Source organism: Sphingomonas sp. Leaf242 (assembly GCF_001422045.1).
Classification (GTDB): domain Bacteria; phylum Pseudomonadota; class Alphaproteobacteria; order Sphingomonadales; family Sphingomonadaceae; genus Sphingomonas.
Map to the genome: position 1 here is coordinate 431,667 of NZ_LMLW01000001.1, position 26,214 is coordinate 457,880.

Consider the following 26,214-nt stretch of genomic DNA (forward strand, 5'->3'; position numbering starts at 1 on the left):
CCGGGCAGACTGGGTTCTGCAACGCGTTGCGACGCAGACTGAAGGGTCGCTTACTCACAGGCTGGACGCCGCAGGCCCGAGCACGAGCATACCGCTTTGTCGTGTCAGTCGCTCGCCCTTGATCGCCGCCGCGATCACGTCCGCCAACAGATCGCGCAGCTGGCTGCTGGTCGACTTGAAGCCGACCGCGCGGGCGGCGGACTGCATCACCTGATCGTCAGTCGCGCCATAGTTGATCCGCACGACATCGAGGATCGCGATGTCGAGTTCGGTCGGCGGCAGCGTATCGAACTTGCGTAGCGAGGTGGAGCGGACCGTGCTGCGATCCCGGACCTTCGGCGTCCGGCCCGGCACGTCGAGAAAGTCCTGGTCCTCCGTGATGCGGCCTTCGCGGACCGACACCGCGATCGCCGCCTCGACGGCATCCTGGATTCGGCCGCCGGCGCGTTTCAATCCCCAGGCGTCGCGGATGCGGTTGACGACTTCGCAGACATGGACGGGGCCCTCGATCCGCACGACCTCTTCCGCGAGCATCGACAACGCGCCACGCGGCGTCTCGTGAAGCTCGCCGAACAGATGCGACGGTCGGGTGAGTTCGGCCTCCTCGTACAGGGTGTTCGCGGGCTCCACGTCGGGCGCGGCTAGGCCGACCTCGGTGAAGCCTTCGCGTTCGAGGGTAGTGATCTCGACGTTCACGGCGCGCGTCGCCTTTACGCCGGCGGCCTGAGAATCATGCTCGGCCTTGGCCGCCTCGATCCGTGCAATGACGAGATCGATCTGTTCCTTAGGCCGCTGGAACCAGTCGGTGCTCCAGATGCGGTGGATCGTCCAGCCGTGGCTCTCCAGCACCGATTGACGGAGCCGGTCGCGATCGCGCGCTGAACGTGCGTCGTGATACGATGCGCCGTCACACTCGATACCAATGAGATAGCGGCCGGGCCGATCCGCGTCGGATACCGCGAGATCGATGAAGAAGCCCGCGAGGCCGACCTGCCGATGAACCTGATAGCCCCTGGCTTGCAGCGCCTTGGCGACCTGCTCCTCGAACACGCTGTCGTGATCGCGACCGGTGCTCTCCGCCATTGTCATCTTGCCGGTGCGCGCGAAGTGCAGGAACAGCTTGAAGGCGAGCACGCCCTTGCGGGTGCCCGCGAAATCGGGATCGATGTCCTCGTCCGACATCGAGGCGAACACCTCGCAGCGTTGTTTGGCGCGGCTGATCAACACGTTCAGCCGCCGCTCGCCGCCGTCCATCCCGAGTGGCCCGAACCGCATCGGTACGCGACCACCGGGTACCGTCGGCCCGTAGCCGACCGAGATGAAGATCACGTCGCGTTCGTCGCCCTGCACGTTTTCGAGGTTCTTGACGAAGAACGGCTCGGAATGATGCATCTGGAAGAACGTCTCGACCTCCTCGGGGAGGCCGCGGCGCAGGATTTCGAGCTGGTCCATGATCGCGCGGCGCTGGGCCGCGGAGAAGGCGGCGACGCCGAGCGAGAGTTCGGGATGATCGCGGGCGTGCGCGACGATCGCCTGCGCCACGACCTTCGCCTCGACCATGTTGGTGCGCGTGGCGCCGGCGTCGAACACGCCTTGCGGGATGCGGTGAAAGCGCAGGCCCATGCCCGCTTCCGCAGTGTAGGGACTGGGGACGATGAACAGCTTGTTCTCGTAGAACTGGCGGTTGCTGACCGCGATCAGCGACTGGTGCTTGCTGCGGTAATGCCAGCGCAGCATCCGCATCGGCAGGCCGCGCGCGGTGAACAGGCCGAGGATGCTCTCGATGTCGGTGACTCGGGTGCCCGCATCGTCGTCATCGTCTGCGCCGCCGCCGGTCATTTTCGAGAAGAAGGCGGTGGGCGGAAGCTGCTTCGGGTCGCCGACGACGACGACCTGCTTGGCCCGAGCGACCGCACCGAGCGCGTCGACCGGCTGGATCTGGCTCGCTTCGTCCATCACCAGCAGATCGAAGTCGAACAGGCCGGGTGCGAGGAACTGCGCCACCGACAAGGGGCTCATCATGAAGACGGGTTTGAGCGCCTGAACTGCCGGTGCGGCCTTCTCCATGAGCTTGCGGATCGGCATGTGACCGCGCTTGCGGGCGATCTCCGCGCGCAGCACGCCGAGTGGACCGACCGCGCCGCCGTCCCGTGCGGGAACCGTCTGGTGATGCGCCTTCACGACTTCGAAGCTCGCGGTCGCGATCCGCTGACGATCCATGTCGGCGAACTCGCGTGCCAAGCGACCGTGCAGCGTGCCGTCGAACGTGCCGAGGTCGGGATCGGCTTTGATCTGGTCGGCGTAGACCGCTTCGTAATAGGCCATCTCGAAGGCGGGCACGGCGCCGTCGGTATCCAGGCGACCGTCGGCGAGCCGCTTGACGACATCGTCGCAGCCGAGCTTCGACGTCCGCTCCGCGCGGTCACGATACGCCGTCCACTGCGTCAGGCGCTCGCCCGACTGGTACCAGCGTTCCAGATGCACGCGCAGATCGGCGAGCGGCGTAGCGGCGAACGTCTCGCGGCCGAGTGCGATGCCGAGATCGAGGCGAAGCTGTTCGCCGATCGCGGTGAGATCTTTGAGCAGGGCTTTGGCATCCGCTTCTACAAGTGCCGCGTCCGCAGCGGGTTTCGCGCGGTCGTCTATCCTGCTGCTAAGAAGGCGTATGTCGCCGTTGGCCTGGATCCAGTCGGCGGTGGTACGCAAAGCGCTCCAGTCGGAGCTTGTCCCACGCCATGTCGTTCCAAACGCCGCGGTGCCGACCTCTGCCAGTTCGGCGATCGCGGCATCCTTGCGCTGAAGTTCGGCAAGGTCGTCGAGCAGCCGGCGGCGTTCGTCGAGACAGGCTGGCGCGGAAACCAGTACTGCCGAACTGGCGGTGTCGGCGGCATGCAGCCGTGTCACGACGGTCATCAAGGCTTCGAGATCGGCACGGTCCGCTGCCAGCGCATCGCCGAACGCCAGCGATTGCGTAGCACCCAAGCCGGACCACAGGGCTGACAGTGACGGTGCGACCTGTTCGATCAGTGCCGTCGTTCGTGAAGCGCGCGTGCTGATCTCGCTGCGGTCGGGCCGGCGTGCGGCGATGATGCGGGGTTCGGCGCCAAGCCCGCGGAGCGAGCGCATCCACTCGACCACGCTTAATAGGGGCGCCGACGTCGAGCGCTCGCCGCGCCATTCCGCCCCGAAGGCGGAGCGGGCAAAATCATTCTCCTGCTCGATCGTCCGCTTCGCCGCCCGCCCTTTCGCAAGCGCGTCCAGCAACAACAGCGTCTCGTCGAGCGGCGTCGCCGGGGACGTCAGCACCGATCGAACGAGGCGGTTCGTGCGCCGCCATTCCCCGCTGAATATCTTCATGAAGCCGCTGCCGTGCGAGGCGAGAGTGACCCGCGCATCTGTCAGGTCCAGATCCCAAGCTGCATCGGTCAGCTTTCCGGTCGTCGCCGCGACCGCATTCTCGTACGCCGCAACCGCATCGACGACATCGGCGGCGCGTTCGACTCCTGAGTTCCAGACGTCGGAGGCAAAGGCATCCGCGTCGGCATCGGGTGCATTGGCGACGCGTTCGCCGATCGCGGCAAGCTTCCGGGCGTCGTCGATCGAATTAGGCGCATCACGACCGATCGTCCGTGCCAGCGCGCCCGCTTCGGCCTGCAACCGGGGCAGCACTGTCGCCAGCGCACCGACCTGTTCGAAATCCGCGAGCGCGAACGTCGACGGCAGCGCACGCAGGGCGGCAATCGCTTCCGACAGGTCGGTCGTCCAGCCGCTCTCGGTTACAGACGACGCAAGAAGGCCGCGGAGATAGGCGTTGCGCTGACCGGTCACGAGCAGCCGATCGATCTCGTCGAAGCGATGCTCCCAGACCGTGTCAGCCAAGGCGGTACCCTCGATCGCGGGGGCCTGAGCAACTCGGTTCGCCAGCATGACAAGGACTCCGATGTCGCCGAGCGACGACATTGGCGGCACCTCGAGACGGGCCGCAAGACTGCCCTGTGCGACGTCAAGTCCGGCAAGCTTCTCGATCACTACCGAGAGGCGTTCCTCAAGCCGCTCGACCTCGGTCGGCAGGATCGAGGACAGGCCGACGCCGCGCCACGCGTGCTCACCTGGGCGGCCGATCAAGGTGATCCGTTCGGCAAGCTCACCGATCACGTTATGGCGCTCGGCGAAATCATCGATCGACCAGGTTTCCGGCTCGACAAGCTTCAGATCGCCGGGCTTCTCGCCGTCCAGCCGTAGCCGGCTCAACTGGCCGATGACCTGAAACGGGGTTAGCCTGGATGCCGGATGCGGCGTGTGCATCCGCTGGACATGACCGTTCAGGCTGTCGCGCGCGATCGTCAGCCGAGCATGCAGGCTCCCGGCATCCTGATGCTTCGGCGCGCCGAGCTCCCACGTACGGCGCAGTTCTTCGAGCACCGCACGCTTGTTGGCCTTGTTGCTGTGAAGCTCGAGACACGCATCGCCGACGCCGGTCGCGTCGAGCCTGCGCTTGACGACTTCAAGCGCAGCCATCTTCTCCGCGACGAACAGCACGGTCTTACCGTCGGCGATCGCGGACGCGATGATGTTGGCGATCGTCTGGCTCTTACCCGTTCCCGGAGGCCCCTGGATGACCATGTCGCGGCCACGGCGCACCTCGTGCACGGCCAATGCCTGCGAACTGTCGGCATCGACGATGTGGAGCATCTCGGATGGCGGGATGAACGGATCGATATTGGCATCTTCGGGGATCATGCCCGCGCTGCCCTCGAATCCGTCGGCCAACAACCCACGGACGAGCGCACGCTCGGTGATCTTGCCGCCGTTCGGCCAGGTCTGCGGGTCGAGATCGCGGTACATCAGGAACTTGGCGAACGAGAAGAAGCCGAGCACGATGACGTCGGGCTGGACCTCCCAACCGGGTTTCGAGGAAACCGCCTCGGCGACGTCCTTGAAGTAGGCGACCGGATCGAACTCCTCTCCGCCCTCGAACGTCGGCAGCCGGATGCCGTGCGCGCGGTCGAGGAAAGCCTCCAGCGACAGGTTGGAGGCATAATCCTCCTGCCGCATCCGCAGCTTGAACTTCTCGCCCGCATTGCCGCGCTCGAGTTGCACGGGCACGAGCACCAGCGGCGCGAACCGGATATTCGCGGCATTGTTGGGGTCGATCCACTTGAGCGCACCGAGCGTCAGATAGAGGATGTTAACGCCCTGCTCCTCCTCCAGCGTGCGCCCGTCGAAGTAGAGCTCGAGCAGGCGCTTTTGCAGGCCCTTGGGCGTCAGACGGGTCTGGAGACGTGTATCGACGTGCCGCGAAAACACACCGCGCTCGTCGGCAACGTCATCCTCGGGTTGCGCGAGATCGGCTATCTCGTCCGACTCTTCCGCCGGCACGTCTTCGCTGGCTCGTTCGCCGGCAGGGGCCGCCTTGCCCGCGAGGAACGAGAAGGGGCGCGTTTCGCCGACGAGCATGCGAAAGATTTCGCTGCTGACCTCGTCGACGACTTCGACCGCCTTCGCGCCTTTGGCGGCGCGCGGCATGTTGAGCAGCCGGTTCCTTGCCGAGAGATCTAGCAGTTCGGTTCGTGCCCGATCCAGCTTTTCGTCTATGGGAAGTTCGCTCTGGAACACGGAAAGCGTCGGCTCGTCCTGATCGATACTCGGTACTGTAGCCAATTTCCGCCCCCGCCTTGCGATACTTGCGGCGATAAGGCGTGAAAAGCGACAGCAAGTCTAGTGTGACGTGTCGGTCGAAGATGGTTTGGGCGCCATGCTAGCGCCGACGATCGGCAGCACTAGGGAACAGCCCTTTTCAAAACTCTTAAATCTCGCTGGGTCGAATAGATCGATCAAGCTACTGACATCGGTGCGTCCCCCCAAAGATCCTCGTAGTGCCACCGCTTCTGGCACGACGCGGCGGGTTGGGCCTCCGCAAACCTCATTCGGCAAGTGCTCGGATCGGACCGTCTGACCGGGGTATGTTGAGGATCTCACGTCGAACGATGGCGCGCGTAGGACGCGTCGAGCGCCGGAGCGTTCTCGGTAGTGCGCGATAAGGCTTTTAATGCGAGCGATCGCCCGGCGGATTCGCCTGGAGCGTTGACGAAGGGGGCCGGACAGCATGAACTGCGGACATGGGAATAGTCGCGTTCAGGAACGGGTGGGGGTGGTTGCTGCTCGTCGCGCTGACGATCTCGACGATCGGCGACGAAATTTCGCTGATCACCCTGATGTTTCGGACAGCGGGCGACCGAACCGCTTTTGCCGTGCCGATGCTGCTGGTGGCCCAGTTGCTGCCGGGTCTGCTCGTCACGCCGTACATCGGCCGCCTTGTCGATGCGCACGATGCGGGCAAGCTGCTGGCCGGTGCGGCGCTGGCGGATGCGATGGTCCTGTCATGGATGGCGTATCATCCGGATCCGGTCTCGACGATGGTCGGTGCCGGCGTACTCAGCATCCTGTTCGCGGTCGGGGGAACGGCGACCTTCGCACTGATCCCGGTGCTGGCTACCGGGTTGGGAATGACGTTGGCGCGTGCGAACGCGGTACTGGAGTTCGTGCGCAGCGCCGGGATGCTTGCCGGGCCAGTCGTCGGCGGCGCACTGGTGGCATGGAGCGGCGCGGGCAACGCGTTGCTGATCGATGCGGCGAGCTTCGCGTTGCTGGCGGTGGTCGTGCTGGGAAGCGGGTTGCGGCGGCCGGTCGAGGTCGATGTGGATGCCGATGCGGATGGTCGAGCTCGGACGCTGTTCGCCGAGTATCTGCCGGTGCTGCGCGATCGGCGGATCGTGATCATGATCGGTGCCCTCGCAATGGGAGTCTTCGCCAGCGCGATTGCCGATGTCGCGTTCGTGTTCCTGGTCACCGTATCGCTGGCGGCGGGTGCGATGGCGTTCGGGCTGCTCACCGCGTGTTGGGCGGGGGGAATGATGGCGGGCGCAGCGGCCGCCGGGGTTTGGCCGATGCTCCGGCCGGCCCCACTGGCCTTTGTGTCCGCCATCGTGATGGGCGCGATGATGCTGGCGATCGGCGTTGTCGGCGGGATTGCCGACATGACGATGACCTCCGGGCTCGTCGTTGTGGGGATTGCCTTCGTGATCGGCGGTGCCGCGAACAGCGTGCACAACGTCGCGGTGCGGACGATGCTGCAACGCGAGGCTCCTGCGGGCGCACACGGCAAGGTGGCCGCGATCTACAGCGCCGCGACGAGCAGCGCGGGTATCCTTGGATATATGGCCGGCGGGATGTTCATGCCGACAGGGGCGATCGACGCCTATCTGCTTGGTGGCGCGCTCGGCGTCGTCGCAGGAGGTGTCGGCTGGCTTTTGTTCACGGCGTCGAGGCCGGAGGATGCTTGATCATGTCCTGGGCCGACCGAAAACGGACCCGTCGGTTCGGCCGATGAATATCTCCAGCGTGCCCGGCGTCATCCCCCGCGTCCTAGTATTCGCCACATTATCGATTTTATCCGAGATCGAACGTTTGTCGGCGGGATGTGGGGGGCATCGAGCGGTCGTGAAGGACATCGATAAAGCGGTCCTTGGCAGCTTTTACTGCGCGGTTACCGCGCACACCGCCCCGACGCTTCGGGCAATTGCAGGGGCACATGTCTAGTCATCATCGTGTTGCGCGTGGTGGAGCCACGGGGAATCGAACCCCGGACCTCTGCAGTGCGATTGCAGCGCTCTCCCATCTGAGCTACGGCCCCGCGCGATTGGCCACAGGCCAGGATCGAAGGCTTAGCGGCTCGATTTCGCTGTTGCAACCGGGTTGGTGAAGCCCGTCGCTCTGCTTCTGGCCCGCCGTCGCAGCGGTGCGTCGTGTCGGCGTCAAGCGACGGCAAACACAGGAACAATCGACGATCCTGGCGCTTGTAGACCTCGGAATGCACGACGCCGCATACGACGACGCCGGCAGCCGCAGGACAGCAATTAGGAGGCTCCTATGGTCTACGAACGCAATACCAGAGACCGTCAGTCGGGTGATTATTACGGTCGGCCGAACTCGCAGGATTACGGTCGCGATTTTCGCTCCGATGGTGGCGACTATGGTCGATCCAGTGCGCGCGATTATGCAGCGGCCGGTGAGTTCGATCGCGACGATGATCGCGGGGATCACGGGTATCGTGGGGGGTATCGCGGGCGCGACGACCAGGGTAGCCGTGATTATTACGGTGGCCACAACGATCGCCAGCAGCCATCGGGCAGCGATCGCTATGGTCAGTCGCGCTACGGACAGGCGGCAGGCCAGTCGTACGGCCAGCAGGGCTATGGTCGCCAGGATTCGGCTCAGCCCCGTTACGGCCAGCAGAATTATGGCCAGCGCAGCCCGGGTTCGGGCGATACCGAATATCATGGCAGCTATGCGTCGGACGGGCGTCGTTTCGAGGACGTAGGGCGCAACCGCCATGCGGACGACGACAACCGCACGTCGCGCGGTGACAACCGTAACGATGGGCGCGACTATGGACGCCAGCCGCAGGGCTATGACTATGACGATCGCGGGTTCATCGCGCGGGCAGGCGACGAGGTTCGCTCGTGGTTCGGCGACGACGAGGCCGAGCGCCGCCGCGAAGCCGATGCGCGCTATGACGAGCGGTCCTATGGCGGCTCGGAGAACCGGTCGTTCGGCAATCGCGCGTCGAACCCGCATGACGATCACTATCATAGCTGGCGCAGCACGCAGATTGCGGCGCTGGACCGCGACTATGACGAGTATCGCCATGAGAACCGCTCCAAGTTCGAGACCGAGTTCTCGTCATGGCGCAATGAGCGGCAGGGCCAGCGTAGCTCGCTGTCGCAGGTTACCGAGCATATGGAAGTCGTCGGCTCCGACGGCAGCCATGTCGGCACGGTCGACAAGGTGAAGGGCGACCGGATCCTGCTGACCAAGAACGACCGCGATGCGGGTGGCGTGCATCACTCGATCCCGTCGCGCTGGATCAAGACCGTCGACGGTAAGGTAACGCTGTCGAAGTCGGCCGACGAAGCCAAGGCGACGTGGAAGGAAGAAGAGCGCAACTCGGCGATGTTCGAGTACGGTGATCGCACGGGCGGCGACAAGAAGGATGCCGGTACGACGGGGTATGCTTCGACCACGCAGGCCGGCAGCACTGCCGGCGCGACGTCGACCACGGGCACGGCATCGGACACGCTCGGCAAGTCGGGGTCGACCACATACTAAGCGTTTGAAAGCATTGGCTGACGTCGCGTGACGCCTGTCGAAACGAGCCCGGGCGATACCGTCCGGGCTTTTTTTGCGGGTTGCGCTGGACGCGCGTTTCGCCATACCCGGTTCACGAATAATCAAGACAGGAGCAAGTTTATGGCCCGTGCATGGAGCCTGAAGGCACGTCCGCAAGGCATGCCGAAGCATACCGACTTCGCCATGATCGATCTCGACACGGCCGCGCTGGGCGCCGGCGCGGTGCGGATCGCCAATCGCTGGCTGTCGGTCGACCCGTACATGCGCGGGCGGATGAACGACGTGAAGAGCTATGTCCCGCCGTTCGCACTGGGCGAGGCGATGCAGGGCGGCGCGGTCGGCGAAGTGGTCGAGAGCAACGACGACGGCATCAAGGTCGGCGACATGGTGCTGCACATGGCCGGCTGGCGCGACGAGGCAGTCGTGCCCGCTGCGCAGGTGCAGAAGCTGCCCGCGCTCGACGTGCCTCCGCAGGCGTTTCTGGGCCAGCTCGGCATGCCGGGGATGACCGGGTATTTCGGCCTGCTCCAGGTTGCCGAGGCGAAGGCGGGCGACACGGTGTTCGTGTCGGCGGCGGCGGGTGCGGTCGGATCGACCGTCGTGCAGGTTGCCAGGGCCAAGGGCATGACGGTGATCGGCTCGGCCGGCGGCGCAGAGAAATGCGCGTGGGTGAAGTCGCTCGGCGCCGATGCGGTGATCGACTATAAGAGCGACGTGCCGGTAGTGAAGGCGCTCGGCCAAGCTGCTCCGAAGGGTATCGACGTGTATTTCGACAACGTCGGCGGCGAGCATCTCGATGCGGCGCTGGCGCATGCGAACATGCATGCGCGGTTCGCGGTGTGCGGGATGATCGACGTGTATAACAGCGGTGCGGCGACGCAGCTGAAGTATCTCGCGCGGCTGATCGGTAACCGGATCCAGATCCGCGGGTTCATTGTCAGCGACTACATGAATCGCGCCGAGGAGTTCTACAAGGACATGGGCGGGATGCTGGCGGCGGGGACGCTGAAGCGGGAGGAGACGGTGCACGAGGGTCTCGAGACGATGCCGGATGCGTTCCTGGGGCTGTTCTCGGGTGGGAATACGGGGAAGATGCTCGTCAAGGTTTGAGCTAAGCTTCTGCCATTCCGGCGCCTACCCCCCCCCCGGCGGAGGCCGGGGCCCAATTGGAAAGGTCGCAGTAACGGGGCGTATCGCCCGTCATTGGCGGCCCCCAATTGGGCCCCGGCCTTCGCCGGGGGGGGCGAGGTCTGACCGCTTGGCTGAGATGACGATAAGGTCGATCCGTGGGTCTACAGCCACTTCGCCTGCTTGAACTTCACGTACAGCGCGGCGCAGACGATCCCGATCACGCCCAGTACGACGAAATACCCGTATTCCGTCTTCAGCTCGGGCATGTTCTCGAAGTTCATGCCGTAGATCCCGGCGATCGCGGTTGGCACCGCGAGGATCGCGGCCCAGGCGGCGAGCTGGCGAGTGATCGCGCCGGTGCGTTGCTGTTCGAGCAGGTTGCTGAATTCGAACACCGACGTCAGCACTTCGCGCAGGCCCTCGACCATCGTCTGGACGCGGCGGACGTGGTCGAGCACGTCGCTGAAATACGGTTTCGCCTCGGTATCGATGCAGGGGAGGTCGAGGCGGACGATCTTGCCCGCAACCTCGCCCATCGGGCCTAGGATGCGCTGGAAGCGGATCATTTCGCGTCTCAGACCAAAGATACGGACAATTTCGTCGCGGCCCAGGAAGGCGTCGATCGTGCGTTGTTCCATCGCCAGCACCTCGTCCTCGATGCTTTCGACGATCGGGAGATAGCCGTCGACGACGTAGTCGAGGATAGCGTGGAGGACGTAGTCGACGCCGTTGATCAGCAAGGTTGGCGCGGCTTCGAGCTGTTCGCGGAGTGCCTTGTGCGAGCGTGCCGAGCCGTGTCGGACGCTGATGATGTGGCTGTGGCCGACGAAGATCGCGGTTTCGCCGTATGCGATCTTGTCGTCTTCGAGCTGCGCGGTGCGGGCGACGACGAAGAGCTGATCGCCATAGACGTCGACCTTGGGCAACTGGTCCGCCTTAATCGCGTCCTCCACTGCCAGCGGGTGGAGGTTATACTGGTCCTTGAGCGTCCGCATCTCGGCGTCGGTCGGGTCGCAGATGCCGATCCAGACGAACTCCGAACGATCCGCGGGGCAATCGACCTTTTCGTCGATCGAGACCGCGCGGACGCGCTTGCCATGGCGATAGAGATACGCGGCGACGACCGTCATGGAGCCTCAGGGATTACGCTAACGAGGCCGCGCCGGTATCAGAACGCCGGCAGCACCGCACCCCGATAATGCTGCTCGATGAAGGTCTTGGTCGCCGGGCTGCGCAGCGCGGCGATCAGCTTCACGACGCGCGGATCCTTCTCGCCGCCGGGCAGGCCGACGACGAAATTGACGTAGGGGCTGTTCTTGTCCTCGATCGCGAGCGCGTCGCGGACCGGGTTGAGCTTCGCGTCGAGCGCGTAGTTGGTGTTGATCAGCGCAAGATCGACCTCGCCGAGTGTGCGCGGCAGGGTAGCGCCCTCCAGTTCCTTGAACTGCAGGTTCTTCGGGTTGGTGGCGATGTCGTTGAGGCTCGACAGCGGATTGGTCGGGTTCTTGAGCGTGATCAGCCCGGCCTTCTGCAACAGCAGCAGCGCGCGGCCGCCGTTGCTCGGCTCGTTCGGGATCGCGACGGTCGCGCCGTTCGGGATCTGCGCGATCGACTTCCACTTGCGCGAATAGGCGCCGAGCGGTTCGACGTGGACGCCGGCATAGGTCACGAGATGCGTGCCGCGCGAGGCGTTGAACTCGTCGAGATACGGCTTGGTCTCGAAATAGCTGACGTCGATCTGCTTCTGCTCGACCTGGAGGTTGGGCTGGACGTAGTCGTTGAAGACGCGGATCTGGAGGTCGACGCCTTCCTTGGCGAGCGTCGGCTTGATCGACTCGAGAATCTCGGCGTGCGGAACCGCGGTCGCGGCGACGGTCAGCGTCTTGCCGTCATTGGTCTTGGTACCACCGCAGGCGGCGAGCGCGAGCAGCGAGAACGAGGCGAGCAAGGTGCGGCGGTTCATGCGAATTCCTAGCGGCGTTAAATCAGCGGCGGGTGAAGTGGCGGGCGAGCGCGTCGCCGGCATATTGGATGATCTGGACGAGTACGACCAGCAGCACGACGGTGACGACCATCACGTCGGTCTGGAAGCGTTGATAGCCGAAGCGGATCGCGAGATCGCCGAGTCCGCCCGCGCCGACCACGCCGGCCATCGCGGTGAACGAGACAAGCGCGACCGCGGTGACGGTGGCGCCGGCGATCAGCCCGGGGAGCGCCTCGGGGATCAGCGCGCCGGTGACGATCTGACGGGTGGTGGCGCCCATCGCCTGGACCGCCTCGATCGTGGTGCGGTCGACTTCCTTGAGCGATCCCTCGACGAGGCGCGCGTAGAACGGCGCGGCACCGACAACGAGTGGCGGGATCGCGCCGGCGACGCCTAGCGAGGTGCCGACGAGCATCACGGTGAGCGGAATCATCACGATCAGCAGGATGATGAAGGGAACCGAGCGAAGGACGTTGACGATGATCCCGAGCACGGCGTTGGCGACGCGGTTCTGCGACAGGCGGCCCCGGTCGGTGAGGTAGAGCAGGACGCCGAGCGGCAGGCCGAACGCGATCGTCAAGATCAGCGATCCGCCGAGCATGATCAGCGTGTCGAGGCACGCCTGGCCGATGTCCGACCAGTCGATGTTGGCGAAGAAGCTCATGCTGCCAGCGCCGCCAGCATGCGCTGCGTTGCCGGGTGGGCGGCGTTGGCGAAGATGTCGGTAACGTCTCCGGTCTCGACGATACGGCCGCGTTCGAGGACGGCGACGCGGTCGCAGACGTAGCGAACGACATCCATTTCGTGGGTGATGAGGACGATCGTCAGGCCGAGGTCTCGGTTGAGGTCGCGGAGGAGGGTGAGGACCGAGCGGGTGGTTTCGGGGTCTAGTGCGCTGGTGGCTTCGTCGCAGAGCAGGACGTCGGGATCGGTGGCGAGCGCGCGGGCGATCCCGACGCGCTGCTTCTGGCCGCCGGAGAGCTGGGCAGGATATTTGGCGGCGTGATCGGCGAGACCTACGCGGTCGAGCAGCGCGGCGACTTTCGTCTCTCGCTCGGCTTTGGATACGCCCGCGAGCACCAGCGGGAACGCGACGTTCGCCGCGACCGTGCGCGACGACAACAGGCCGAAGTTCTGGAAGATCATGCCGATCCGCCGGCGTAGCGCGCGCAGGTCCGCCGCCGACAACGCCGCGACGTCGACGCCATCGACTTCGACCCGGCCCGAAGTCGGACGTTCGAGCGCGTTGATCAGGCGGATCAGCGTCGACTTGCCCGCGCCGGACTGGCCGATGACGCCGAATACGCCGCGCGCCGGAATTTCGAGCGATACGCCGTCGAGGGCGGCGGCCTCGCTTGCCGGGTAGGTTTTGATGACGTCGGTGAGGCGGATCATGTGGTGCCCATGACCTGCGCGGCGAACCGCTCCATTTCCTCTGCCTGCGGACTCATCTGGAGCAGCAGCAGGTCGAGACCGGCCGCCTCATACTCCGCGACGCGCTCCTTCAATTGCTCGGGCGTGCCGACCAGATTGGGGCGCAGGCCGCGGTTGGAGACGGAGTATTCCTGGATCTTCAGCTCGCGTTCGAGCTGCGTGCCCGACAGCCACTGGTCGAAGTTCGCATAGCCCGCGGGGAGTTCGGTGACGCTGGTGATGCGCTCCAGCTCGCGCTTGGCCTCCGCCTCGCTGTCGCGGACGATCGCATAGGCGGCCATGCCGTATTGCATCGGCGCGCCGCCGGCCGCCTCCCGCCGCGCGGCCATATCGGCGATCTTCGGCGCGATCGCGTCGGCGGGGTCGCCGTGCATGACGTACGCGTCGCACTGCGCGGCGATCATCGCCTTCGCCTTCTCGCTTTCGCCGCCGGCATAGACGGTCGGGCGCTTGGCGGGCTTGGGCGCGCAGATCGCCTGCTGCGTGGTGTAGAACTGGCCCGCGAAGTCGAACCGCTCCTGCGTCCAGAGCCCATCGACGACCGTCAGCCACTCCGCCGTCCGCGCATAGCGATCGTCATGCTGGTCGAACTGGAGGCCGTATTGCTTGGCTTCATCCGCCCACCAGGACGAGACGACGTTGAGCGCGAGGCGGCCACCCGAGATCCGATCGATGTTCGCCGCAGCCTTAGCGAACAGCGCGGGGTGGTGGAAGTTCGGGCGGACCGCGACCATCAGCTCGATGCTGTCGGTCACCGCCGCCAGCGCCGCCGCGGTCGACCATGCGTCGAGCGCGGGCTGTTCTATGCCCTTGATATCGTTTAGGTTCAGCTCGGCGATCAGCGTCAGGTCATAGCCCCAGCGCTCGGCATTCTGCGTGAGCGCCTTGGTATACGCCCAGCTCGCCTCCATCCCCTCGTCGGGGACATTGCGAAGCCAGCCGCCGAAGACGGGAGTCCAGTAACCATAGCGCATCAGCGGGCCTTCTCGATCTGTTCGACGAGGTAATCGACGAGGCGGTCGTGGGGATCCCAGCCGAGCACATCCAATGGCTTGGCGACGAAGTTCGACAGTGCGTTGATGTCGTAGAAGCGCGCGACGCCGTCGCGGTCGTCGATCATGACTTCCACGCCACCTACGTCGAGATCGACCGCGCGGGCGATGGCTTCGGCGGCGTCCTTCAAGGTCTGCGAGGGCTCGACCGCGGCCATCTTGATGCCTGAGCCGGGGACGACGCAGGCGTCTGCGGGGCAGAGATCGAACGCGCCGCCGCCGGCGACTTCGATCGCGTAGAGGAATTTGCGGTCGAGCGTCTCGATCCGGGTGATCGCGCCGTCGCGGACGGGGACGTATTCCTGGACCAGCAGGACGCCGTCGACGCTGCTTGGGAGGCCTGCGTCGGCGACGGCGGTGCGCAGTTCGTCGAGGCTGTCGAAACGGATGATGCCTGCGCCTGATCCGCCGATGTTCGCTTTGACGACCAGCGGGAAGCGGAGCGTTTGCGCGGCGGGGACGACGTCGGCGGCGCGGTGGACGACACGCGTCTCGGGGATCGCGAGGCCGAGCGAGGCGATCAGCGACAACTGCCGCGCCTTCGAGGCGTCGATCGCGAGCACGTCGGTGCCGTTGATCACGCGCGCGCCGGTGCGGCGCCAGTGATCGAGCATCGCCATCGTGTCGAAGATCGGATGCTCGTCGTTGCGCAGGAAGCTCGACATCGCGATGCGGTTGAAGACGACGGGGGCGGGAGCGCTCTGGTCGGCGGGGTTCCAGAAGCCGTCCGGCGTAGCGCGGGTGAACGCGACGCCGCGGCGGTCGAGGGCCGCGAACAGCGGTTCGAACCAGAGCGGGTGCTCGTAGAGAATGGCGAGATCGGTCATCGCTCTCCGGATACGCATTGCGCGCGGGTGTGCAAACCCAAGCAAAACTTTGCCGCGCGCAATATCGTGTCGCGGGGGCGCTGACAGCGAGGGGGCGACGCGGTAGCGTGGCGGATGATCTCCAGATTCTTCACGCTCGCTCTTGCCGTTCTCGGCGCCGTTTCCGTCTCGGCGCAGGAGGCTCCGCCTGCGCCTTCGCCTGTCGTCCCGGCGACGGTTTCGATCGTGATGACGACGAGCGAGGGGCCGATCACGCTGGCGCTGGAGAAGGAGCGCGCGCCGCTGACGACCGCTAACTTCCTTCGGTACGTCGACCAGAAGCGGCTCGACGGGGTGACGTTCTATCGCGCGATGAAACTGGGGGCGGACGCCGGACTGATCCAGGGCGGGCCGCAGGGCGAGGTGAAACGTCTGCTGCCGCCGGTCAAGCATGAGCCGACCAGCCAGACCGGGTTGTCGCATGTCGACGCGACGATCTCGATGGCAAGGTTTGCGCCGGGGAGCGCGACGGCGGACTTCTTCATTACCGTTGGGCCGGTGTTGTCGCTCGATGCTAATCCGGCGGGGAGTGGGGATACGGCTGGGTTCGCGGCGTTCGGGCATGTGGTGGAGGGGATGGATGTGGTGAAGCGCATCCTTGCTGCGCCGACGTCGCCGACTGCCGGGGTCGGGGTGATGAAGGGGCAGATGATTGCTGCGCCGGTTAAGGTGCTGACGGTGCGGCGGGTGCAGTAGGGCTTAGACCTACGTCGCTGTATCAAAACCACCCCGGCGGAGGCCGGGGCCCAATTGGGGGACGTTGCTAACGTGGGACTGCGATCAGTTACTCCTACCTTTCCAATTGGGCCCCGGCCTTCGCCGGGGTGGTGTGAGGAAAGGTTACCCGCCACTAGATTGTTTCCCCGCGTAGGCGGGGACACAGACTGTTCTCCCGCCTTTGCGGGAGAACAAGGGGGCGGGTGGTGCCGTTAGTCGAGGGCCCTCAGGCTGGCGCCATCACCCGGATGATCCCGGCCGCGACCTTCGCCGTCACCGGCGTCTTCGCCAGCACCTCGCCGTCGATCGAGATCGGCAGTGGCGGAATGGTGTTGATCTTCAGGCTCTTGCCCCGGAAATCGCGCACCTTCTCATGCCGCGACTCAAGCCGGAACACGCTGGCATACCAGTTCTGCACCAGTCGCCGCTTCACGTGCCCCATTACCGCCTGCACCACGATCTCGCCCGAATCGACCGCCGCTGCATCCACCAGTTCGGTGCCGCCGTGATACGGTCCGTTCGAGATGCGCACCTCGACGACGCGGATCTTCACCGCGGTCGGGCCTTCGCCGACGATCAGCGTGAACGGGCGGAAGCGCATGTATTGATACGTCGCCCACGCCAGATATCCGACCTTGCCGAAGACCTTCTTCAACCCGTGCGGGACCGTCTCGGCGATCTTCGGGCTGATGCCCATCGCCGCGCAGTTCGCGAAATAATCGCCGTCGATCATGCCGAGATCGATCCGGCGCGGCTTGCCGGTGCGGATCACCTCGACCGCGCCCTCGACGGTCAACGGTATGCCGAGCGTGCGGGCGAAACTGTTGGCGGTCCCGAGCGGGAGGACGCCAAGGATCACGTCGTGACCAACCATCAGGTCGACCAGTCCGCTGACCGTGCCGTCACCGCCGCCGAGGATCAGCAAATCCGGCTTCTTCGCGAGCGCCCGCAACACCGTCGCCTCCAGGTCCTTCGGATCCTCGACCGCATGCGCGTCGACCTCATAAGGCAGCCCCGACATCGCCGCACACGCGCGCTTGAACAGCTTCTGGCCCTTGCGCGACTTGGCGTTGACGACGAGCGCGGCGGACGTGATCGTATCGTTCGACATAAGGCCCCCAACGCACGGCATGCGGTTTCGCACCCGTAACGCTTCTCCCGTAAAACTTGATCCGTCGCCGCGCATCCCGCAAAGCCCCGGCATGACCGCAAGCTATCCCGCGCTTCGCCTCCGTCGCACCCGCGCCTCCGCCTGGAGCCGCCGCCTCCATGCCGAGACCGTGCTGACCCCCGCCGACCTGATCTGGCCGCTGTTCGTCGCCGAAGGTGAGGGTGTCGAGCAACCGATCGCCAGCCTGCCGGGCGTGTCGCGCTGGTCGGTCGACGGGATCGTCGCACGCGGCCGCGAGGCGCGCGACCTCGGCATCCCGTGCATCGCGCTATTCCCGTACACGCAGGTCGAGCGCCGGACCGAGGACGGGCGGGAGGCGCTCAACCCCGACAACCTGATGTGCCAAGCAATCCGTGCGCTGAAGGACGCGGTGCCCGAGGTCGGCGTGCTGACCGACGTCGCGCTCGATCCGTATACGAGCCACGGCCATGACGGGCTGGTCGACGCGGCGGGCTATGTCGTCAACGACACGACCGCCGAGATGCTCGTCGCGCAGGCCTTGAACCAGGCGAACGCGGGCGCCGACATCATCGCGCCGTCGGACATGATGGATGGCCGGATCGGCATGATCCGCGATGCGCTCGAGGCGGACGCGCACCACAACGTCCAGATCATGTCCTACGCCGCCAAGTACGCCAGCGCGTTTTACGGTCCGTTCCGCGACGCGGTCGGCTCGCGCGGACTGCTCAAGGGCGACAAGAAGACGTACCAGATGGACAACGCCAACGCCGAGGAAGCGCTACGCGAGGTCGCGATGGACCTGGCAGAGGGCGCCGACACGGTGATGGTCAAGCCCGGCCTGCCGTATCTCGACATCATCGTCCGCGTTCGCCAGGCGTTCGAGGTGCCGGTGTTCGCGTATCAGGTGTCGGGCGAATACGCGATGATCGAGCACGCCGTCGCAGCCGGCGCGGCGGAGCGCGACGTGATGGTGCTTGAGACGCTGATGTCGTTCAAGCGTGCTGGTTGTTCGGGCGTGCTGACCTACCACGCAGCGCATGCGGCGAAATTGCTGAATGGCTGACACCGTCAGCGCGGACGACAGGCCGCTGATGGCACGCTGGTGCCGGACGATGTTCGTCGCGACGATCCTGACGGGGTCGTTCCTGCTGTTTCTCGTCCAGCCGATGGTGGCGCGGATGGCGTTGCCGCGGCTGGGTGGCGCGCCGGCGGTCTGGAACTCGGCGATGCTGGTGTACCAGGCGCTGCTGCTCGCGGGCTATGCGTATGCGCATTGGCTCGGCCGGGTGCGGCCGCGGGCGCAGGCGGCGATCCATATCGGCGTGCTGATCGTCGCGGCACTTTGGTTGCCGATCGGGCTGATCGCGATGGACCTGCCGGCGGATGCGTTGCCGGCCTTGTGGGTGCCGTGGCTGCTCGGGCTGTCGATCGGGCCGTTGTTCTTTGCAGTCTCTGCGCAGGCACCGTTGATCCAGCGCTGGTTCAGTGCGGCCAGCGGCGGTGGCGATCCGTATGCGCTGTATGCTGCGTCCAATCTCGGCAGTTTTGCGGGGCTGATCGCCTATCCGCTGTTGGTCGAGCCCTTGATGGCGATCCATGCGCAGAGCTTGTTGTGGAGCGCGGGCTATGTCTTGCTCGTCGTACTGGTGCTGGCTTGCTCCACGCGCCTGCCGAAGACCCTCGCGAGCGAACACGTCGTTGCCACCAGCGCGCCGCCGGGTGCCAAGCGGATCCTGCATTGGATCGCGTTGGCGCTCGTCCCATCGGGGCTGATGCTCGCGACGTCGACCTATATCTCGACCGATATCGTCGCGATGCCGCTGCTCTGGGTCATTCCGCTCGGGCTGTATCTGCTGAGCTTCAGCGTCGCGTTCGCCAACGATCGCTGGCTGGCCGACCTGCTGACGCGGATCGCGCCGATCACGATTTTGCTGTTCGGCGGGGTCATCATGAGCGGTGGCTACACCGAGCGGCCCTTCTTCAGCGCCGGTATCGCGCTGGTGCTGCTGTTCATGATCTCGGTCGCGCTGCATACGGCGCTCTATCGCAAGCGGCCGGCCCCCGACCGGCTGACCGGCTTCTATCTGGCGATGTCGGCGGGCGGGGCACTCGGCGGCGTGTTTGCCGCGTTGGTGGCGCCGGTGGTGTTCGACTGGACCTACGAATATCCGCTGCTGATCCTCGCGGCGGGGGCGCTGGTGCCGCAGGTCTATCTGATCGCGCGATTGCGCAATTTGTGGATGGCGAGGGGAGGGACGAAATGGGTCGCGCTCGCTGCGATCGTTCTCGTCCTGCTGGCCGTCGCCGGTCTGCGTACCGGTAACCCCGACGGCCTGTTGGGCGACAGCCAGCAGGGTATCGCTTTCCTGATCGTCGCGACGATCGGCTTCGCGGCGATCGGTGCGCGATTGCCCTACATGATCGTGCTGGCGGGCTCGCTCGTCCTGTTCGGCGGCTATCGCTCGCTCGAGCTGTCGATCGAGCCCGGCGCGCGCGTCCGCAGCTATTTCGGCGTCTATACCGTGCGGGACGAGCCGGGGCCGGATGGCGGTACGCGCGAGCTCGATCACGGGACGACGGTCCACGGCATCCAGCTGCGCGGTTCGCCGGCGCGTGAGCGGACGCCGACCACCTATTACGCGGTCGGTTCGGGTGTGGGGCAGGCGATGCTCGCCGCACCCGCGCTATATGGTCCGACCGCGCGGATCGGTGTCGTCGGGCTCGGGACGGGGACGCTGTCGTGTTACGCAAGGCCCGGCCAGCGCTGGCGGTTCTACGAGATCGATCCGGCGGTGGTCGCCATCGCACGCGATACGGGCCAGTTCACCTATCTGTCGCGATGCCTGCCCAACCCCGATATCCGGATGGGCGATGCGCGGATTGCGCTGGCGCATGACGCGTCGAACAGCCTCGACCTGCTCGCGCTCGATGCGTTCTCGTCCGATTCGGTGCCGATGCATCTGATGACGCGCGAGGCGTTCGCGACCTATGGCCGGGTTCTGGCGCCGGGCGGTCTGTTGCTGGTGCATATCTCCAACCGCTTCATCGATCTCGAACCGGTGGTGGCCGCAGCGGCACGCGAGGGCGGCTGGACCGCGGTGATCCTGCGGTATCGTCCCTCAAGCGTACTCGTCGACCGTGCCTCGGCGTCGGACTGGGTGGCGTTGTCGCGTGATCCGCGCGCGATTGCGGCGTTACGCGCGAAGGACCCGGGTTGGGCCACGCCGACGCCGCGAAAAGGCTTTGCGGGGTGGACCGACGATTACTCGACGATCCTGCCGTTGTTGAAGGGGTTCTGAGCTGTCGATCCTCCCCTGCCGGGGGGAGGAAGGGCGCGTTTATGCCGAGGGCAGGCTCGCCTGGATGCGCGCGATCGTTGCGCCCTGCCGGTCGGCTTCGGCCTGCGCCTTGTTGCGGATCATCGCCAGCGCGGGATAATCGGGCTGCAACTTGGCCGCACGGTCGGTGGCACGCGATTCCATGTCGGTGACCAGCGACGAACTCTGCGCGCGCCAGTCGTCGAGCCCGGCGAGGGCGGTCTGCGCCGCGATCCACGGCTCGCTGCCGACCGCCGCACCGCGCGCGGTCCGCGCCAGCGTCTCGGCCTTCGCTGCATCGCGCGCGAACCCGGTGGCGATCGCGTCGAGCTTGCCAGACAGCGTCGCGATCTCCGCGTCGAGCGCCGGATCGGGGGCCGCGACCGCCGCTTTCACCGTGGGTTCGGCAAAGCCGAGCTTCTCGATCGGCCGGGCGCCGAGCGACGGGTAGCTGGTCCTGTCATGGCTGCACGCACCCGTTGCGAGGACGAGCGCGAGCGATACGTGACGGAGCGAAGCGGCGTGTTTCATGTCCGCCGCTCTATGCTGCGAAAGCTTTGCGCACAACTTTCTCGCGGCAAACCCTTGCACCGCCGAAAATGCCTGCTATCAGCGCCCCTCCAGTGCACCCATAGCTCAGCTGGATAGAGCATCAGACTACGAATCTGAGGGTCGGGCGTTCGAATCGCTCTGGGTGCACCAGGATTTTCCGCTTCATAGCGGGCTTGCCGAACCGGACACGGGACGGCGATGCACCCATAGCTCAGCTGGATAGAGCATCAGACTACGAATCTGAGGGTCGGGCGTTCGAATCGCTCTGGGTGCACCATTTTCCTTATAGCGGCGGGTCGCGCGAGAGCCGTTTCTACAGCATCGATGCGGTATCCGGACGCGGTCCGTGGTACCACCACCGATCCCGGGCCGCCGCAATGCGACTTTGGCCAAGCCGCGGCGTTGAGATGCCGGACCATATTCAGGAGATCACGATGCGGCGTACGGGCAAGGGATTGATCGGGGGGGCGCTGCTGGCCGCGGTGTCGGGGCTGGGGCTGTCACTCTATTCGAGCCGGCTCGCGCGCCATGCCGAAGACCTGGTGCCGCCCGACGGACGCTTTCTCGACGTCGACGGGGCCCGACTTCATTACATCGACGTCGGGTCTCAGACCGGGCCGACGATCGTCATGATCCACGGCCTCGGCGGACAATTGCGCAACTTCAGCTATGCGCTCGTCGATCTGCTGAAGGACGAATACCGCGTCATCGTCGTCGATCGGCCTGGCTCGGGCTATTCGGTCGCGACCGGGAACACCACGCCGGGGATCATCGCGCAGGGTGCGATCATCGCCGACTTCATCCAGAAGCTCGGGCTCGATCGGCCGTTGTTCGTCGGCCATTCGCTGGGCGGCGCGATCGGGCTGGCGGTCGGGCTCGACCATCCGCACCTCGTCCGCGCGCTGGCGTTGATCGCGCCACTGACGCAACCGCTGGAACAGGTGCCCGAGAGTTTTCGCGGACTCGCGCGGATTCCTGCCGGCGCGCGGCTCGCCTTCGCGCAGGTGCTCGGTACGCCGCTCAGCCGGCTGACGGCGACCAGGACGCTGCAGGGCGTGTTTGCACCCGAGGCGGTGCCCGAGGACTTCGTGACCCGCGGCGGCGGTGCGCTCGCGGCGCGACCGGTCGCGATCGCCGCGGCGGCGGCCGATCTGGCAGGGGCGAATGACGACGTGACGGCGATGGCGGCGCGCTATGGCGAAATCCAGCTTCCGACGCGCATCCTGTACGGGCGGCAGGACGCGATCCTCGACCCGGCGTGGAATGGTCACCGGACCGCGGCGGTTATTCCGGGGGCGAAGATCGACACGATCGAGGGCGGGCACATGATCCCGATTACTGCGCCGGAGGCGTGTGCACGGTTCGTGCGGGCTGCGTTTGCGGCTGGGTGAATTTGTGCCTGGGGTCAGCGTACTCGAGTGAACTATCCACCCCGGCGTAGGCCGGGGTCCAGTTGGAAAGGTCGATGTAACTGAGGACGGCGCTCCGTTAGCGACGTTCCCCAACTGGGCCCCGGCCTTCGCCGGGGTGGTTGCAGCATGGTCGGCACCGACACACAGCCAATTGAGCGGCAACCCCCGCTCCTTGTTCTCCCGCGAAGGCGGGAGTCCAGTCTGGGCTCCCGCCTTCGCGGGAGAACAAGCTTTAGGTAAGGTTTAGCCCGCGACGGGGAGCTTCACCTTGCCCTTGTCGTCTCGCTCCAGAGGCCCGTAGGACAGTACGACCTCCAGCAGCAGCGGGCCGCCATGGATGTGCGGGAACAGTTGCCCGCCACGCGACTCTTCCCACTTCACGTCGTCACCCAGCGCTTCGAGATCGATCGCCGCCACGTGCAGGTCCGACTGCCCGGCGAAGTGCTTGTCGACCGTCTCCGTCAACTGCTCGGCGGTCGACAGGTGGATATAGCCATCGGCCACATCCACCGGCGCGCCCGCGAAGCTGCCGCTTTCCAGTGTGGCCAACTGTTCGCCGGTCAAGACCTTGTACGCGATCGGATCGCGGATCATTCGCCGTCCTCCGGACCTGCTGCGTCGTCTTCGCCGATCGTCGCGCCGGTATCCGGTGCGACCTCCGGCACGGCGTCCGCCAGGTTGATCTCGGCGTCTTCCTCGGTTTCCTCAATCCGTGCGGCGGAGACGACATGTTCGCCCTTCGCCACGTCGAACAGCTTCACGCCCGCCGAGTTGCGGCTGATGACGCGGAGCGACGCGAGCGTCGTGCGGATCAGTTTCGCCTGGTTGGTCACCAGCATCAGCTGATGGCCCTTCGCCGCGGCGAAGCTCGCCACGACGGGGCCGTTGCGCGCGATGTTGTCGATGTTGGTGATGCCCTGGCCACCGCGGCCGGTGCGGCGGTAGTCATAAGCGCTCGACAGCTTGCCGTAACCATTCTCGCAGACCGTCAGGATGAACTGCTCGCGGTCCTTGAGGTCGTTGTAGCGGTCGGCGCCCATGCCGTGATCGCCCTCGCGTTCGCCCTTCCACGGTGCGAACTTGAGATACGTCTCGCGCTCCTCGGGCGTTGCGCCGACACGGTGGAGGACCGACAGCGAGATGACCTCGTCGTCGCCCTTCAGCGTGACACCGCGCACGCCGGTCGACGTCCGGCTCTGGAACTCGCGCACGTCGTCGCCGGCAAAGCGGATCGCTTTGCCGAGCTTGGTCGCGAGCAGCACGTCGTCATGCTCGCTGAGCAGCGCGACGCCGATCAGCTTGTCCTCCGAACCCTCTTCAAAGCGCATCGCGATCTTGCCGTTCGACGGCACGTTGGTGAACGCATCCATCGCGTTGCGGCGCACGAGCCCGCGCTGCGTCGCGAACATCACGTGCAGGCGGCTCCACTCGCTCAGATCCTCCGGCAGCGGGAGCACGGTCGAGATCGTCTCGCCCGGCGCCAGCGGCAGCAGGTTGATCATCGGCCGACCGCGCGTGGCGGGGCCACCCTCGGGCAGGCGCCAGACCTTGTAGCGGTACACCTTGCCGAGGTTCGAGAAGAACAGCACCGGGGTGTGCGTCGAGGTGACGAACAGCTCGGTGACGACGTCCTCGTCCTTCGTCGACATGCCCGCGCGACCCTTGCCGCCACGCGCCTGCGCGCGGAACGTGTCGAGGCTGGTGCGCTTGATATAGCCCTGCATGGTCACGGTGACGACCATGTCCTCGCGCTCGATCAGATCCTCGTCGTCGATGCCGTTGGCGGCGGCGGCGATCTCGGAGCGGCGCGGGGTGGCGAACTCGTCGCGGATCGCGATCAGCTCGCCGCGCATAACCTCGTACAGCTTCGCACGGTCGCCGAGGATGTGGAGCAGCTCGCCGATCGTCGCGGCCAGCGCCTTCAGCTCGTCGCCGATTTCGTCGCGGCCGAGCAGCGTGAGGCGGTGCAGGCGGAGATCGAGGATCGCGCGGACCTGCGGCTCGGACAGCTTGTAGATGCCGTCGGCCTGCTTGTCCTCGACCGCCTCGACCAGCGCGATGTACGGCGCGATCTCCTCGACCGGCCATTCGCGCGCGAGCAGCTTGCCGCGTGCTTCGGCGGGGCTCGACGAGCCGCGGATGATCTTGACGACTTCGTCGAGGTTGGTGACCGCAATGACGAGGCCGAGCAATAGGTGCGCGCGCTCGCGTGCTTTGGCCAATTCGAACTTCGAGCGGCGGGTGATGACCTGCTCGCGGAAGGTGATGAACGCGCCGATGATGTCGCGCAGGTTGAGCAGCTCGGGACGGCCGCCGCGGATCGCCAGCATGTTGGCGGGGAAGCTCGACTGCGCGGGCGTGTGTCGCCAGAGCTGGTTGAGCACCACGTCGACGGTCGCGTCGCGCTTCAGGTCGATGACGATGCGGACGCCCATCCGGCTCGATTCGTCGCGGATGTCGCTGACGCCTTCGATCCGCTTGTCCTTGGCGGCTTCGGCGATCTTCTCGACCAGGCCGTTCTTGCCGGTCTGGAACGGGATTTCGGTGAGCACGATCGAGCGACGGTCGCCCTTGCCCTCCTCGACGATATGGCGCGAGCGGACGATGATCGAGCCGCGGCCGGTCTCGTAGGCGGACTTGGCGCCTGCACGGCCGAGGATGATCGCGCCGGTCGGGAAGTCGGGACCGGGGACGATCTCGAACAGTTCCTCGGTCGTGATCGCGCCATTGTCCATGTAGGCGAGGCACGCGGCGATGACTTCGCCGAGATTGTGCGGCGGGATGTTGGTCGCCATGCCGACCGCGATGCCGCCCGCGCCGTTGACCAACAGGTTCGGGAAGCGTGCCGGCAACACCGAAGGCTCGCGCTCCGAGCCGTCATAGTTCGGCGTGAAGTCGACCGTATCCTTGTCGAGATCGCCGAGCAGCGCGTTCGCGACCTTTCCGAGACGGGCCTCGGTGTAGCGCATCGCCGCGGGTGGATCGGGATCCATCGAGCCGAAGTTGCCCTGGCCGTCGATCAGCGGCACGCGCATCGACCAGTCCTGGGTCATGCGGGCCAAGGCGTCGTAGATCGAGCTGTCGCCGTGCGGATGGTATTTACCCATCACGTCACCGACGATGCGCGCGGACTTGCGGTAGGGCTTGCCGGCGACGAAGCCGCTTTCGTGCGCGCCGTACAGGATGCGGCGGTGGACGGGCTTCAGGCCGTCGCGGACGTCGGGCAGCGCGCGCGCGACGATGACGCTCATCGCATAGTCGAGATAGCTCGACTTCATCTCGTCGACGATCGAGATCGTGGCGATGCCGGCGGGCTCGCCGCCCTGGGGTTCGGCGAGTATGGTCTCGTCGGTCAAATCTGAACGCTTTCGGCTTGTTGCGGTATGATGACATACCTTAGCCGAGGGGGGGGCACCTTACTACCCCCG

18 protein-coding genes and 3 tRNA genes are annotated in these 26,214 nt (G+C 65.8%); 9 read left to right on the forward strand and 12 right to left on the reverse strand.

Annotated features, from left to right (window positions below):
• Window positions 1-54: 54 nt before the first annotated feature.
• A complete protein-coding gene (locus ASF09_RS02035) occupies window positions 55-5,661 on the reverse strand; it encodes a DUF3320 domain-containing protein (protein ID WP_060524183.1) in 5,607 nt (1,868 codons plus the stop codon).
• Window positions 5,662-6,119: 458 nt separating this feature from the next.
• Here ASF09_RS02035 and ASF09_RS02040 point away from each other — a divergent pair, with 458 nt between their 5' ends.
• A complete protein-coding gene (locus ASF09_RS02040) occupies window positions 6,120-7,343 on the forward strand; it encodes an MFS transporter (protein WP_060524185.1) in 1,224 nt (407 codons plus the stop codon).
• 274 nt (window positions 7,344-7,617) lie between these two features.
• On the opposite strand, the gene ASF09_RS02045 is transcribed toward ASF09_RS02040, so the two are convergent.
• Window positions 7,618-7,693 (reverse strand) — tRNA-Ala (locus tag ASF09_RS02045).
• A gap of 236 nt (window positions 7,694-7,929) precedes the next feature.
• On the opposite strand from ASF09_RS02045, the gene ASF09_RS02050 reads away from it, so the two are divergent.
• Both ASF09_RS02050 and ASF09_RS02055 read left to right on the forward strand, forming a co-directional pair.
• Window positions 7,930-9,168 (forward strand): DUF2171 domain-containing protein, encoded by a 1,239-nt coding sequence (locus ASF09_RS02050; protein ID WP_060524187.1) that lies wholly within the window; start codon window positions 7,930-7,932, stop codon window positions 9,166-9,168.
• Window positions 9,169-9,309: 141 nt separating this feature from the next.
• The gene (locus ASF09_RS02055; RefSeq protein WP_082443994.1) at window positions 9,310-10,299 is read left to right on the forward strand and encodes an NADP-dependent oxidoreductase; all 990 of its coding nucleotides are present in this window, start codon (window positions 9,310-9,312) and stop codon (window positions 10,297-10,299) included.
• Window positions 10,300-10,481: 182 nt separating this feature from the next.
• On the opposite strand, the gene ASF09_RS02060 is transcribed toward ASF09_RS02055, so the two are convergent.
• From ASF09_RS02060 to ASF09_RS02085, 6 genes are read right to left on the reverse strand one after another with little or no spacing between them, the layout of a single operon-like run.
• Window positions 10,482-11,450, reverse strand: a complete 969-nt coding sequence (locus ASF09_RS02060) for a magnesium and cobalt transport protein CorA (RefSeq protein WP_060524188.1) — start codon at window positions 11,448-11,450, stop codon at window positions 10,482-10,484.
• 38 nt (window positions 11,451-11,488) lie between these two features.
• Window positions 11,489-12,283: a MetQ/NlpA family ABC transporter substrate-binding protein gene (locus ASF09_RS02065; protein ID WP_056047737.1), complete on the reverse strand. Its 795-nt coding sequence runs from the start codon at window positions 12,281-12,283 to the stop codon at window positions 11,489-11,491.
• A gap of 22 nt (window positions 12,284-12,305) precedes the next feature.
• Window positions 12,306-12,968, reverse strand: coding sequence for a methionine ABC transporter permease (locus ASF09_RS02070; RefSeq protein ID WP_060524190.1), 663 nt, complete (start codon window positions 12,966-12,968; stop codon window positions 12,306-12,308).
• Window positions 12,965-13,699 carry a methionine ABC transporter ATP-binding protein gene (locus ASF09_RS02075; RefSeq protein ID WP_060524192.1) on the reverse strand — a complete coding sequence of 245 codons (735 nt, stop codon included), beginning with the start codon at window positions 13,697-13,699 and terminating at the stop codon, window positions 12,965-12,967. Before ASF09_RS02075 ends, ASF09_RS02070 begins: the two co-directional genes overlap by 4 nt.
• Window positions 13,696-14,712, reverse strand: coding sequence for an LLM class flavin-dependent oxidoreductase (locus ASF09_RS02080; RefSeq protein WP_060524194.1), 1,017 nt, complete (start codon window positions 14,710-14,712; stop codon window positions 13,696-13,698). The genes ASF09_RS02075 and ASF09_RS02080 overlap by 4 nt, the downstream gene beginning before the upstream one ends.
• The gene (locus ASF09_RS02085; RefSeq protein WP_060524195.1) at window positions 14,712-15,617 is read right to left on the reverse strand and encodes an ATP-grasp domain-containing protein; all 906 of its coding nucleotides are present in this window, start codon (window positions 15,615-15,617) and stop codon (window positions 14,712-14,714) included. The genes ASF09_RS02080 and ASF09_RS02085 overlap by 1 nt, the downstream gene beginning before the upstream one ends.
• A 114-nt stretch (window positions 15,618-15,731) precedes the next feature.
• On the opposite strand from ASF09_RS02085, the gene ASF09_RS02090 reads away from it, so the two are divergent.
• The gene (locus ASF09_RS02090; protein ID WP_060524197.1) at window positions 15,732-16,352 is read left to right on the forward strand and encodes a peptidylprolyl isomerase; all 621 of its coding nucleotides are present in this window, start codon (window positions 15,732-15,734) and stop codon (window positions 16,350-16,352) included.
• A 247-nt stretch (window positions 16,353-16,599) separates the two neighbouring features.
• Here ASF09_RS02090 and ASF09_RS02095 read toward each other — a convergent pair whose 3' ends face one another.
• The gene (locus tag ASF09_RS02095) at window positions 16,600-17,484 is read right to left on the reverse strand and encodes a diacylglycerol/lipid kinase family protein (RefSeq protein WP_060524199.1); all 885 of its coding nucleotides are present in this window, start codon (window positions 17,482-17,484) and stop codon (window positions 16,600-16,602) included.
• 91 nt (window positions 17,485-17,575) lie between these two features.
• On the opposite strand from ASF09_RS02095, the gene hemB reads away from it, so the two are divergent.
• Together hemB and ASF09_RS02105 are read left to right on the forward strand one after the other, a co-directional pair.
• Window positions 17,576-18,568 (forward strand): porphobilinogen synthase, encoded by a 993-nt coding sequence (gene hemB / locus ASF09_RS02100; RefSeq protein ID WP_060524201.1) that lies wholly within the window; start codon window positions 17,576-17,578, stop codon window positions 18,566-18,568.
• Window positions 18,561-20,804: a fused MFS/spermidine synthase gene (locus tag ASF09_RS02105; RefSeq protein ID WP_235529512.1), complete on the forward strand. Its 2,244-nt coding sequence runs from the start codon at window positions 18,561-18,563 to the stop codon at window positions 20,802-20,804. The genes hemB and ASF09_RS02105 overlap by 8 nt, the downstream gene beginning before the upstream one ends.
• Before the next feature lie 39 nt (window positions 20,805-20,843).
• Here ASF09_RS02105 and ASF09_RS02110 read toward each other — a convergent pair whose 3' ends face one another.
• Window positions 20,844-21,353, reverse strand: coding sequence for a hypothetical protein (locus tag ASF09_RS02110; RefSeq protein ID WP_060524203.1), 510 nt, complete (start codon window positions 21,351-21,353; stop codon window positions 20,844-20,846).
• Window positions 21,354-21,447: 94 nt separating this feature from the next.
• On the opposite strand from ASF09_RS02110, the gene ASF09_RS02115 reads away from it, so the two are divergent.
• The 3 genes from ASF09_RS02115 to ASF09_RS02125 all read left to right on the forward strand — a co-directional run bounded on the left by ASF09_RS02115 (window position 21,448) and on the right by ASF09_RS02125 (window position 22,765).
• Window positions 21,448-21,524, forward strand: a tRNA-Arg gene (locus tag ASF09_RS02115).
• Between the two features lie 50 nt (window positions 21,525-21,574).
• Window positions 21,575-21,651, forward strand: a tRNA-Arg gene (locus tag ASF09_RS02120).
• Window positions 21,652-21,781: 130 nt separating this feature from the next.
• Entirely contained in the window at window positions 21,782-22,765 is a 984-nt protein-coding gene (locus tag ASF09_RS02125; protein WP_235529514.1) for an alpha/beta fold hydrolase, read from the forward strand.
• A gap of 264 nt (window positions 22,766-23,029) precedes the next feature.
• On the opposite strand, the gene ASF09_RS02130 is transcribed toward ASF09_RS02125, so the two are convergent.
• Both ASF09_RS02130 and gyrA read right to left on the reverse strand, forming a co-directional pair.
• Window positions 23,030-23,380 carry a DUF952 domain-containing protein gene (locus ASF09_RS02130; protein WP_060524205.1) on the reverse strand — a complete coding sequence of 117 codons (351 nt, stop codon included), beginning with the start codon at window positions 23,378-23,380 and terminating at the stop codon, window positions 23,030-23,032.
• Window positions 23,377-26,142 (reverse strand): DNA gyrase subunit A, encoded by a 2,766-nt coding sequence (gyrA, locus tag ASF09_RS02135; RefSeq protein ID WP_056062720.1) that lies wholly within the window; start codon window positions 26,140-26,142, stop codon window positions 23,377-23,379. The genes ASF09_RS02130 and gyrA overlap by 4 nt, the downstream gene beginning before the upstream one ends.
• Between the last annotated feature and the right edge of the window lie 72 nt (window positions 26,143-26,214).